The organism is Nocardioides sp. Z50_6 (genome assembly GCF_058215755.1).
In genome coordinates this window covers 291,507-303,596 of record NZ_JBZAJB010000001.1, presented here as the reverse complement: position 1 = coordinate 303,596, position 12,090 = coordinate 291,507, and the positions used below count along the sequence as shown (strand labels likewise).

Annotated in this window: 9 protein-coding genes; 7 read left to right on the top strand and 2 right to left on the bottom strand. The window is 72.9% G+C overall.

Going from position 1 to position 12,090, the window contains the following annotated elements:
• Nucleotides 1-15 precede the first annotated feature (15 nt).
• The gene (locus AC4BGE_RS01430; protein WP_490574125.1) at nt 16-3,195 is read left to right on the top strand and encodes a glycosyltransferase; all 3,180 of its coding nucleotides are present in this window, start codon (nt 16-18) and stop codon (nt 3,193-3,195) included.
• Here AC4BGE_RS01430 and AC4BGE_RS01425 read toward each other — a convergent pair whose 3' ends face one another.
• Nucleotides 3,196-4,191, bottom strand: a complete 996-nt coding sequence (locus tag AC4BGE_RS01425; RefSeq protein ID WP_490569860.1) for a glycosyltransferase family 2 protein — start codon at nt 4,189-4,191, stop codon at nt 3,196-3,198.
• 159 nt (nt 4,192-4,350) lie between these two features.
• On the opposite strand from AC4BGE_RS01425, the gene AC4BGE_RS01420 reads away from it, so the two are divergent.
• The 5 genes from AC4BGE_RS01420 (at nt 4,351) to AC4BGE_RS01400 (ending at nt 10,408) form a co-directional block, all read left to right on the top strand.
• Entirely contained in the window at nt 4,351-5,691 is a 1,341-nt protein-coding gene (locus tag AC4BGE_RS01420; RefSeq protein WP_490569861.1) for an ammonium transporter, read from the top strand.
• A complete protein-coding gene (locus AC4BGE_RS01415) occupies nt 5,688-6,026 on the top strand; it encodes a P-II family nitrogen regulator (protein WP_489966852.1) in 339 nt (112 codons plus the stop codon). The genes AC4BGE_RS01420 and AC4BGE_RS01415 overlap by 4 nt, the downstream gene beginning before the upstream one ends.
• A gap of 94 nt (nt 6,027-6,120) precedes the next feature.
• On the top strand, nt 6,121-8,343 hold the full coding sequence (locus AC4BGE_RS01410; RefSeq protein WP_490574124.1) for a [protein-PII] uridylyltransferase: 2,223 nt from the start codon (nt 6,121-6,123) through the stop codon (nt 8,341-8,343).
• A gap of 113 nt (nt 8,344-8,456) precedes the next feature.
• Nucleotides 8,457-10,016: a signal recognition particle protein gene (ffh, locus tag AC4BGE_RS01405; RefSeq protein ID WP_490574123.1), complete on the top strand. Its 1,560-nt coding sequence runs from the start codon at nt 8,457-8,459 to the stop codon at nt 10,014-10,016.
• A gap of 20 nt (nt 10,017-10,036) precedes the next feature.
• Nucleotides 10,037-10,408: a PIN domain-containing protein gene (locus AC4BGE_RS01400; protein WP_490569864.1), complete on the top strand. Its 372-nt coding sequence runs from the start codon at nt 10,037-10,039 to the stop codon at nt 10,406-10,408.
• On the opposite strand, the gene AC4BGE_RS01395 is transcribed toward AC4BGE_RS01400, so the two are convergent.
• On the bottom strand, nt 10,403-10,954 hold the full coding sequence (locus AC4BGE_RS01395) for a GtrA family protein (protein WP_490569865.1): 552 nt from the start codon (nt 10,952-10,954) through the stop codon (nt 10,403-10,405). The two genes, AC4BGE_RS01400 and AC4BGE_RS01395, sit on opposite strands and share 6 nt — an antisense overlap.
• A 49-nt stretch (nt 10,955-11,003) precedes the next feature.
• On the opposite strand from AC4BGE_RS01395, the gene AC4BGE_RS01390 reads away from it, so the two are divergent.
• Entirely contained in the window at nt 11,004-12,077 is a 1,074-nt protein-coding gene (locus AC4BGE_RS01390) for an amidohydrolase family protein (protein ID WP_490574122.1), read from the top strand.
• The last annotated feature ends 13 nt before the right edge of the window (nt 12,078-12,090 follow it).

The window sequence follows — 12,090 nt, the reverse complement described above, 5'->3', positions numbered from 1 at the left end:
AGGAGGCCGCCCCACGTGGACCGACCCAGCATCACCCGGGTTCGACGCGTCCTCGGACGAGTCGTCGAGGGGCGGGTCAGCGCACCCGCCGGCGTCGGCCAGCTGGGGGCCGACGCGTCGCTGCTGATGGACTCGCCGCTCTTCGACGAGGAGTGGTACTCGCTGGTGACGGGCGAGGTGGGCTCCCGGCTGGAGCTGGTGCGGCACTACCTGCGCACCCCGGTCGCGCGTCGTCCCTCGCCCAACCGGCTCTTCGACCGGCAGTGGTTCGCCGAGCACCACCCCGCGGACCTGAGCGACCGCGACGTCTTCCTGGTCTACCTGCGCCGCCGGGCGTGGCGCGCCGCGACCCACCCTCTCTTCGACACCCGCCGCTACCTGCGGCGCACGCCGGGTGCGAGCGCGCACCCGCACGGCCCGCTCGGGCACTACCAGGAGGTGGGCGCGGCCGCCGGAGCGGCAGCCAACCAGTGGCTGCTGGGGGAGGACCAGGCGAGCAATCCCGACCTCCTCGCCTGGATCGCCGAGCGCCGCGCCGAGTGGGCCCGGCGCCGCACCGCCGCGGCGAGCCCGGCCAGCACGCGCGACGACCTGCGCCGAGGCCAGGAGGTGCTCGCCGGCTACGACCACGTCGTCCCCGTGCCGCCCGCCGGGGGCCCGCTGGTCACGGTCCTGCTCGCGCCGGGGCGCGACCCCGGTCACCTGGCCACGTCCCTGCGCTCCCTGCGTGCCCAGGTCCTCTCCTCGTGGGAGGTCGTGGTCCTCGACGAGGGGGTCCTGCCCCAGCTGGAGGAGGTGCTCGCGGCCGAGCTGCCCGACGGCCGCTGGTCGACGGTCCCGGTGCCGGAGGACGCCCGCCCGGCGGCTCTCAACACCGCCCTCGCCTCGGCGCGAGGTCAGTGGGTGGCCTTCCTGGAGGCCGGCGACACCTGGTCCCCGGACCGGCTGCGCCTGATGGCGGCGGTCGGGCAGGTGGAGGACCGGTCGGTGCTGGTCGACGTCCTGCGCCGGGTGCGCCGCGACGGCTCCTCCGCGCTGGTCGGCGGCGGGCTGCCCCGGGAGCCGGTCGCCCAGCGCGTCGGCGTCGACCTCGCCCGGATCGTCGTCCGGCGCGAGGCGCTCCGGACGGCGGGGGGCTTCGCCGACGACCTGCCCGGCGCCTGGGTCTTCGAGCTCGTCACCAGGCTGGCACCCAGGTTCGGCCTGCACGCGGTACCCCTCCAGGGCGTCACCCGGCACGCCTCGTGGGCCTCGGAGGCACGGCGGCGACCGGCGGGCGACCGCCCGGTGCTCGAGCACGCCACGGTGAAGTCCTGGGCCGACGTGGTCCTCAACCGGTCCCTCATCGACTGGCAGGAGGCGGCCCGGACCCCGCGCGACCCCGGGACGGTCTCGGTGGTGATCCCGACCTATGCCGACTGGGAGATGACCCGGGCCGCGGTCGAGAGCGTGATGGCCGCTGCCGAGGACAGCGACCTGCGCGTCGAGGTCCTGGTCGTCGACAACGGGTGCGACGCCGAGGCCTCGGTCGTGCTCGACTCCCTGCCGGTGCGCTTCGAGGGCGTCCGCGTCCTCCACCTGCCCACCAACCACGGGTTCGCCCTGGGCAACAACCTGGCCCTGCCGCACGTCGGGGGCGCCACCGTGGTCTTCCTCAACAACGACACCACGGTCGAGACCGGATGGCTGGAGCCGCTGGTCGACGCCCTGGCCGACCCCGCGGTGCTCGGCGCCCAGTCGCTGCTGCTCTATCCCACCGGTGTGGTGCAGTCGGCAGGCGTCGCCTTCCCCGTGACCGGCGGGCTGCCGCACGCCTTCCTCCAGGGCTTCCCCGTCGAGGACGCGGCCGGCGTCGAGGAGCTCTCCTTCCACGCCCTCACCGGCGCCGCCCTGGCCCTGCGCACCGAGGACGCGGTGGCGCTCCAGGGGTTCGACCCCGTCTTCCGCAACGGGATGGAGGACGTGGACCTGTGCCTGCGGCTGGCCGCTCGCCGGCCCGGCCGCTTCACCGTCCGCCCCGACTCCCGGGTCACCCACCACGAGTCGCAGACCCCGGGGCGCTTCGACGCCTTCGACACCAACCGCACCCTCTTCCTCCAGCGCTGGGAGCACGCCCTGCCGGGCGACGACGAGGAGCTGTGGGCGACGCGAGGCTTCCGCGTGGTGGACCGGGCGGTCGCCTTCCGGCACCGCAAGCAGCGCCGGCTCGGGGTGCCGGAGCCGGTCCTGGTCCGGGAGGCCCGTCCGCAGATCTCCCAGTCGCCGCCGCGGCTGCGGTGGGCGATCAAGAACCCCGCCCCCTTCGGTCCGGAGGCCGAGCGCTGGGGCGACACCCACTTCGCGCGGGCGCTGGCAGCGGCGCTGCGCGAGCTGGGCCAGGAGGTGGTGATCGACCACCGTCCCGAGCACGAGCGCTACACCGGCCGGTTCGACGACGTCTCCCTGGTACTGCGCGGGCTGGCGCCCTACCGGCCCTCGTTCGAGCACGTCACCCTCGGGTGGGTCATCTCCCACCCCGAGATGCTCCCCACCGCCGAGGCGGTCTCCTACGACCGCCTCCTCGCCGCGTCGGCGACCTGGGCGCAGCGCAAGTCCCGGGACTGGGGGATCAGGGTCGAGCCGATGCTCCAGGCCACCGACCACCGCCTCTTCCACCCCGACCTCGCCGTGCCCGACACGGGTCACCCGGTGCTCTTCGTCGGGGGCTCCCGCAAGGAGTACCGCCCGATCGTCCGCGCCGCGGTGGAGGAGCGGCTGCCGCTGTCGATCTACGGCAGCCAGTGGCGCCCGTTCGTGGCGGGGCGCCTGATCAAGGACACCTACCTCCCCAACTCCCGGCTCGGCGCGGCCTACCGGTCGGCGGGCGTGGTGCTCAACGACCACTGGGAGGACATGCGGACCGACGGCTTCATCTCCAACCGCCTCTTCGACGCCGCCGCCAGCGGGGCCCGGGTGATCACCGACGACGTGGTCGGCCTCGACGGCCTGTTCGGGCGCTCGGTGCAGGTGATGACCTCGCGCGCCCACCTCGTCGAGCTCAGCTCCCTGAGCCGGCCCGACGAGGTCTTCGGCTCCGACCAGGAGCGGCGGGAGGTCGCCGCCCGGATCCGGCGCGAGCACTCCTTCCGCGCCCGGGCCGTCCGGCTGGTCGAGATCGCCCTGGAGGCTCGTCGCGAGCGGGGCTTCGACCGCTGATCAGGCGGTGCGGCCGGTCCGGCTCTCCGCGGAGTCGCGGGTCAGCTCGAGGTGACGACGCAGGGCGGTGTCGCCGAGCTCGTCGGGCACCGGGGAGGTCTCGTCCGACTCCAGCACGGCGGACAGCAGGTCCGGCTGCAACGCCCGGGAGACCAGGGCGCGCAGGTGGTCGCGCAGCCACGGCTCGTAGCGGAACTCGCCGCCCGGCTCGCCGGCGGCCAGCTCGACCTCGTCGGGGCTCCGCGCCAGGTAGGACTCCTCCAGGGTGCCCTCCTTCCAGCGCCGGTAGTCGGCCATCCCGTGGTGGTTGGGGCTCGGCTTGAGGTCCGGTGAGGCCTCGTAGCCGCGGCCGGCGTTGACCACCTTGCGCTCGAACTGGGTCCAGGAGCGCCACGGCAGGTGCAGGACCTCCATCGACACCGCGGGATCGGGCTGGCCGTTGCTGGGCATCGAGGTGAAGTGGTTGCCCTGCTGGACCACGATGTCGCACTCGCCCCGGTGCACCGCGTTGGGCGTCGGCTGGGCGTGCAGCCCCACCGAGCGCAGCGTCTCGTTGCTGCGCTGGTCGCGCCAGACCAGGCGGGAGAGGCCGCTGCCCGACCAGCCGGCCGGGCCGATCAGGTTGACCACCGGGACGGTGAAGGCGTTGAGGTGCAGGGGGGTCCGCTCGAGCGCCTCGCGCACGCTCAGGCCACGGTCCAGCGGGACCAGGAACTCGTCGGCGTCCAGGTTGAGGACCCAGTCGGCGCGGTAGTGCGTGCGCGCCCGGCGGGCCATCCGGGTCACCACGTCGCGCTGCTGCTTGCGGTGCTCGGGGTCGTTGTGCAGCTCGACGCGCCCGGTCCGGGCGTAGGCCTCCAGCACCTCGCGGGTCCCGTCCACCGAGGCGTTGTCGGTGACGATGAGCTGGTCCAGGCCCTGGGCCAGATGGTGCTCGACCATGGCGGCGACGATGTCGACCTCGTCGCGCACCATCAGCGTCCCGATGATCCTCACAAACCCGCACCTTAGTTCACCGCGACGATCCCCGCCGCGTTCACATGGGTGTAACACCAGGGCCGAAGACGTTGCATGGACGCAACATGCTTCGGCACACGTCGAAATGTGGTGGCCCGAAGGTTGCTGGCATCACTCCCCGAGGCAACTGGAGGTCCAATGGACTACGGCTACCACGCCTGGATGCTGATGTCGGCATCACTGGTCCTGATGATGACGACGCCAGCACTGGCGCTCTTCTACGGCGGCATGAGCCGCTCCAAGTCCGTGCTCAACATGATGATGATGTCCTTCTCGGCGATGGGCGTGATCGGCGTCGTCTACGTGCTGTGGGGCTGGTCGATGTCCTACGGGTCGCAGGACGTGGCGATGCTCTTCTCCAACCCCTTCGAGCTCTTCGGGCTCAAGGACGTGGGCGGGCAGGACTACATCTTCGTCGGCTTCCAGCTGACCTTCGCGGTCATCACCGCGGCCCTGATCAGCGGCGCGGTCGCCGACCGGCTGAAGTTCTCGGCCTGGATGCTCTTCCTGCCCCTGTGGGCGACGCTCTCCTACTTCCCCCTGGCCCACATGGTCTGGGGCGGCGGGTTCCTGAGCGGCGCCACCAACGGCCTGGCCGACCTGATCTTCTCCGGCGCCGACGGTGCCGAGGTGGCCCCGATCGACTACGCCGGCGGCACCGTGGTCCACATCAACGCCGGTATCGCCGGCCTGGTGCTGGTGCTGCTCCTGGGCAAGCGGCTCGGCTTCGGCAAGGAGCCGATCAAGCCGCACAACCTGCCGCTCACCATGATCGGCGCCGGCCTGCTCTGGTTCGGCTGGTTCGGCTTCAACGTGGGCTCGATCGTCTTCAGCGGCGAGAGCCCGGAGAAGGACGCGGAGGCGTTCCTCAGCGAGACCAGCCTGGTCTGGCTCAACACCACCATGGCCGCCGCAGCCGCGATCCTGGGCTGGCTGGTGATCGAGAAGATCCGCGACGGCAAGGCCACCTCCTTGGGTGCTGCCTCGGGTGTCGTCGCCGGTCTGGTCGCGATCACCCCGGCCTGTGGCTCGCTCTCCCCGGTGGGCGCGATCATCCTGGGCCTGGTCGCCGGTGCCCTGTGCGCCCTGGCCGTGGGCCTGAAGTACAAGCTCGGCTACGACGACGCGCTCGACGTGGTCGGCGTCCACCTCGTGGGTGGTCTGGTCGGCACCATCGGCATCGGTTTCCTGGCCACCAGCGGCGGCCTGTTCTACGGTGACGGCATCAAGCTGCTCGTGATCCAGTTCGTGGTCGCGCTCTTCGCCATGATCTGGTCGGCCGTGGCCACCCTGGTCGTGGCCCTCGCGGTCAAGGCGGTCATCGGGCTCCGGGTCGACGAGGAGGTCGAGGTCGAGGGCATCGACTTCGCCGAGCACGGCGAGTCCGGCTACGACTTCGGCGGTGCCGGCGGCACCCGCCGGGGAGTCATCGGTGGCACCGCCACCTCGGAGCAGGTCAAGGAAGGAGCCACCGCATGAAGCTGGTCACCGCGGTCATCAAGCCGCACAAGTGGGAGGACGTCCGTGAGGCCCTGGAGACCTTCGGGGTCGCGGGGATGACGGTCTCCGAGGTCAGCGGCTACGGCCGGCAGAAGGGTCACACCGAGGTCTACCGCGGGGCGGAGTACGACATCGCCCTGGTGCCCAAGATCCGGATCGAGATCGTGATCGACGACGCGGACGCCGAGGACGTGGTGGGGATCGTGGTCAAGACCGCCCAGACGGGACGGATCGGCGACGGGAAGGTCTGGGTCAGCCCGGTCGACACCGTGGTCCGGGTCCGGACGGGCGACAAGGACGAAGCCGCTCTCTGAGCCGCACGTCCCACGCACAGGTCGGGGGAGGCCCGTCCCGGGCGGCGCACGCCGTCGGGGACGGGCCTCACCCATGTCCGGATGAGGAGAACCGATGACCCAGGTCGAACGAACTGAGCGCACCGCGCGCGCGGACGCGCTCTGCCGCGAGGCCTACCAGGCGGCAGGAGGGCCGGAGACCGGCTTCTCGCTGGTGGCGGTCGGCGGCTACGGCCGCGGCGAGCTGGCGCCCTGCTCCGACCTCGACGTCGTGCTCGTGCACGACGACGGGCTCGACCCGGCGGCGCTCGCCTCGGTGCTCTGGTACCCCCTGTGGGACTCGGGTGCCCGGCTGGACCACTCGGTGCGCTCCTTCAGCGAGATGGTCGGGACCGCTGCGGCGGACCTCAAGGTCGCCCTCGGGCTGCTGGACGTGCGCCACCTCGCGGGGGACCCCAACCTGACCCTGCGGCTGCGCACCACCGTGCTCGCCGAGTGGCGGCGCGCGGCCCGCGAGCGGCTCCCCGAGCTCGCCGCGATGGTGCGGCGCCGCCACGAGCTGGTCGGCGAGCTGGCGCACGCCTCGGTGCCAGACCTGAAGGAGGCGGCCGGCGGGCTGCGGGACGCCTGCATCCTGCGGGCGCTGGTGGCGACGTGGCTGGTCGACGTGCCGCACGTCGAGCTCGAGCGCGGCCGCCAGGCGCTGCTGGACGTGCGCGACCACCTGCACGCCACGACCGGCCGGCCCGTGGACCGGGTGGGCCCGGAGAGCTGGGCGGAGATCGCAGGTGGACTCGGACTGCCGAGCGCCGACGCTGCGCAGCGTGACGTCCGGCGGCACGGCCGGCGCATCGCCCACCTCTCGCGCCTGACCTGGCGCCGGGTGGAGGCGGTGCTGGCCCGGCCGCGGGCCACCGGCGCTCGCCGGCCCCGGCTCCAGCCGCTGGCCCCGGGGGTGGCGGAGTCGGCGGGGGAGGTGGTGCTCGACGGGCGGGTGGAGCCGTCCTCGGACCCCCTCCTGCTGCTGCGGGCGGCCACCGAGGCGGCCGAGCGCGACCTGGTCCTCGCCCCGGCGACCGTCGCCCGGCTGGTCGCGGAGTCACCGCCCCTGAGCAACCCCTGGACCGAGGAGGCCCGCCACCTGATGGTGCGGCTGCTGGCCTCGGGGCCCGGGCTCCTGGGCGTGTGGGAGACCCTGGAGGAGACAGGCGGGCTGGATGGCCTGCTGCCCGAGTGGGAGCGGATCCGGCTGCTGCCGCACGCCTCGGTCATCCACCGCTTCACCGTGGACCGCCACGTGGTCGAGACCTGCATCGAGGCGTCGCGGCTGATCCGGCGGGTGCCCCGCCCCGACCTGCTGATGGTCGCGGCACTCCTGCACGACATCGGCAAGGGGGGCCTGGTGGAGCACAGCATCGCGGGCGAGCCCCTGGCCCGCGCCGTGGCCGCCCGGATGGGGTTCTCTCCCGCCGACGTCGCGGTGATCGGGACGCTCGTGCGCTGGCACCTGCTGCTGCCGGGCGTGGCCACCACCCGCGACGTCGACGACCCGACCACGGTGCAGGAGGTGACCGACCGGGTCAAGACCCGCCTCACCCTCCAGCTGCTCGCCGCCCTGACCGAGGCCGACGCGCTGGCCGCGTCGGAGAAGGCGTGGTCGAGCTGGCGTGCCGGGCTGGTGGGCGCCCTGGTCCGGCGCGCCGACGCCGTCCTCGACGAGGGACACGACGTGGGCACGCTCCTCGACCCGGCGGACCGTGAGCTGCCGGTGCCCGAGGTCCTGGTCGATGGGACGGCTCCCGTCTCGATCACGGTGGAGGCGAGCGACGACGGGTCGATGATCACCGTGATGGCGCCGGACCGGGTGGGCCTGCTCGCGGACGTGGCCGCCATGCTGGCGCTGCACCGGACCCCGGTCCGGGGGGCTCGCGCCTGGTCCCAGGGCGACCTGGCCGTCTCCCAGTGGGAGGTCTCGGGGACGGGCCTGGAGCCCGCCGTGCTGCGCCAGCGGTTCGAGGCCATCGTCGAGGGGCGCATCGAGCCCTCGGCCCGGCTGCGCCCGATCGAGACCCGCGGGCTGGACCCGTCGGTCGCCGTGCGGCCGGAGGCGTCCCGGCGGGCCACCGTGCTGGAGGTGCGCGCCGCTGACCGCCCCGGCCTGCTCCACCACGTGCTGGCGGCGGTCGCCGCGCTCGGCATGACGGTGACCTCCGCCCACGTGGACACGCTCGGCCCCCAGGCGGTCGACGTCTTCTACCTCCAGGAGATCGGTGGCGGAGCGCTGACCGACGCCCGGGCGGCGTCGGCCGCCCACGCGGTCAGGGCCGCCCTGACCTGAGCGCCGCGAGGTACGCGGGTGCGGGGCGGCCGGTTAGTCTTGTGCGCAGCCATCGCGGCACCATCGCCCCACCTCCGCCCCGCGCCCTGGGGCCCTCGACGCAAGGAACGCACGTGTTCGCCACACTCTCCGACCGGCTCGCCGAGACCTTCAAGAACCTCCGTGGCAAGGGGAGGCTCTCCGAGGCCGACATCGACGCCACCGCCCGGGAGATCCGGATCGCCCTCCTCGAGGCCGACGTCGCGCTGCCCGTGGTCAAGGAGTTCGTCGGTGCGGTCAAGGAGCGCGCACGGGGCGAGGAGGTCAGCCAGGCGCTGAACCCCGCCCAGCAGATCGTCAAGATCGTCAACGAGGAGCTCGTCAACATCCTCGGCGGCGAGACCCGGCGGCTCCGCTTCGCCAAGACCGGGCCGACGGTGATCATGCTCGCCGGCCTCCAGGGTGCGGGCAAGACCACCCTCGCGGCCAAGCTGGCCCTCTGGCTCAAGGAGCAGAGCCGCACGCCGCTGCTGGTCGCCGCGGACCTCCAGCGGCCCAACGCCGTCAACCAGCTCCAGGTCAACGGCGAGCGGGTCGGCGTCCCGGTCTTCGCACCGGAGCCGGGCAACGGCGTCGGCGACCCGGTCCGGGTGGCCCGGGCGGCGCTGGAGGAGGCCAAGCGGACCCTGCACGACGTGGTCATCATCGACACCGCGGGCCGGCTCGGCGTCGACGCCGAGCTGATGAAGCAGGCCGCGGACATCCGCGACGCGGTCGACCCCGACGAGGTCCTCTTCGTGGTCGACGCGATGATCGGCCAGGACGCGGTCAGCACCGCCCAGGCCTTCCTCGACGGAGTCGGCTACGACGGCGTGGTGCTCACCAAGCTCGACGGCGACGCCCGCGGTGGGGCCGCGCTCTCCATCGCCTCGCTCACCGGCAAGCCGGTCATGTTCGCCTCCGCCGGCGAGAAGATGACCGACTTCGACCTGTTCCACCCCGACCGGATGGCGTCGCGGATCCTCGACATGGGGGACATGCTCACCCTGATCGAGCAGGCCGAGAAGGCCTTCGACCAGGAGCAGTCGCTCCAGGCGGCGGAGAAGCTGCTCCAGGGCAAGGGCGACTTCACCCTCGACGACTTCATGCAGCAGATGCAGCAGCTGCGCAAGCTGGGCTCGATGACGAAGATCATGGGGATGCTGCCCGGGATGGGGCAGTACCGCGAGCAGCTGGAGAACTTCGACGAGCGCGAGCTCGACCGCATCCAGGCCATCATCTCCTCGATGACGCCGGCCGAGCGGGCCAACCCCAAGATCATCGACGGCTCGCGTCGGGCCCGCATCTCCAAGGGGTCCGGCACCACCGTCTCCGACGTCAACCAGCTCGTCGACCGCTTCTTCGAGGCGCGCAAGATGATGCAGCAGATGGCCAAGGGCGGGATGCCGGGCATGCCGGGCATGCCGGGCCTGCCGGGCATGGGTGGCCCCAAGCGCGGCAAGCAGCCCAAGAAGGGCAAGGGCAAGTCCAAGCGGGTCTCCGGCAACCCGGCGAAGGCGGCGGCGCAGAAGGCCGCCGGCGGCAAGCAGCCCGGGGCGGGCGCCAACCCCTTCGGGGGCGGCGAGGAGATCGACTACGAGAAGGCGGCCGCGGCGCTCGACCTGCCCAAGGACTTCTCCAAGTTCCTCAAGTGAGCTGACGGATCACCCGCCCCGTGGACGGCACCCTGCTCGTGGTCGACGCGGCCAACGTGGTCGGCTCGCGGCCCGACGGCTGGTGGAAGGACCGCGCCGGCGCCGCGCGCCGGCTGCACGAGGCGCTGCTGGTGGCCGACCTGCCGCACGACCAGATCGCCCTCGTGCTGGAGGGCGCGGCCAAGGGCGGGGTGCGGGCCGGCCGGGACGCGCACGTGCTGACCGTGCACGCCCCCAAGGACGGGGACTCCGCGATCGTGGCGCAGACCCGTGCGGCCCGCGAGGCGGGGCGGCGTGTCACGGTCATCACCGCCGACCGGTTCCTCCGCGCGCAGGTCGAGGGGCTCGGGGCGATGGTGATGAGCCCCGCGTGGCTCTGGGAGCAGCTATGACTGCCGGCCGGCTCCGTGCCCGGGCCGGTGGCCGCGGACGGCGGCGAAGGTCCACAGCTTGTTGAGCACGAACGACAACGGGGTGACCACCAGGATCACGATGAGCTGGCCCCAGTACAGCCGGGTCCGGAAGCCGGTCGAGTCATCCAGCACGTCGGTGGGCAGGGCCAGCGCGGAGCCCGGGTGCATCAGCAGGGTGAGCAGCAGCAGGCCGATCACCTGCCCGAGCAGCCCCACGGCCAGGAACGGCCAGTACTCGTCCCACCACCGGGCGTGACCGCTGGAGCGGAAGGTCCAGGAGCGGTTGAGCTGGAAGTTCCACACGTTGGCCACCAGGAACGCCACGGTGGAGAAGACGTGGTACCAGCGGACGTTGAAGTCGGTGAGGGGCAGGCCGACCACCGCGCCGTCCGGGTGGGAGCCCAGCCGGTTGACCAGCACCAGGGTGGCCAGGTTGACCACGACGCCGGAGGCGCCGACCAGGCCGAACCTGAGGAACAGGCCGAGGTTGCGCAGGCCTCGGGCCGCGTGTCCTTCCACACTCACCCGAGGACAGTAGCGGCCTCGCGTGGGGCGCGTGGCTTACGGTCGCCCCATGAGAGCGTCGAGGTTTTCGGGTCCGGTCCTGCCGACGGGCGAGGCCTCACAGCTGTGGGTGGTGGAGGGCCGCGTCACCCACGAGCCGCAGCCGGGTGCCGAGACGGTGGCGTCGGGGTGGATCGTCCCGGGGCTGGTCGACGCCCACAACCACCTGGGCCTGGACGACCCCGGCGCGGTCAGCGACGAGGAGACGGAGCGGCAGGCGATCGCCGACCGCGACGCCGGCGCGCTGTTGCTGCGTGACTGCGGCTCGCCCAGCGACACCCGCTGGGTCCAGGAGCGCGACGACCTGCCCCGGCTGATCCGCGCCGGGCGCCACATCGCCCGGACGCGCCGCTACATCCGCAACTTCGGCCACGAGGTGGAGCCGGAGCAGCTCTCTGCCTACGTGGCCGAGCAGGCGCGCGCCGGGGACGGCTGGGTCAAGCTGGTGGGGGACTGGATCTCCCGGGAGGCCGGCGACCTGGCGCCGTCGTTCCCGCCGTCCGCGTTCGCCGAGGCCATCGCGGTGGCGCACCGGCACGGTGCCAAGGTGACCGCCCACTGCTTCGGGGTCGAGGTGCTCCAGGGCCTGCTCGACGCGGGCATCGACTGCATCGAGCACGGCACCGGCCTCTCCGTGGCCCAGGTGGAGCAGATGGCCGCGACCGGGGTGGCCCTGGTGCCGACGGTGATGCAGACAGCCAAGTTCCCCGAGTTCGCCGCCGGTGGGCGGGAGAAGTTCCCGGCCTACTCGGCGACGATGGACGAGCTCTACGCCCGGCGCCGCGAGGTGCTGATGTCGGCCCACGAGGCGGGGGTCCAGATGTACGTCGGCAGCGACGGCGGCGGGCCCGGCCGGCACGGTCACCTGGCCGGCGAGGCACTGGCGATGGCCGGGATGGGCCTGCCCGCCGAGGAGGTGCTGGCCGCGGTCTCCTGGAAGGGGCGCGAGTGGCTGGGCTGGAACGGCGACCTCTCCGAGGGCGCCCCGGCCGACTTCGTGGTCTACGACCGGGACCCGCGCCTGGACCTCTCGGTGCTCTACGAACCGGCCCGCGTGGTGCTGCGCGGGCGGGTGGTGGCCTGACGTCTCGGGGGCC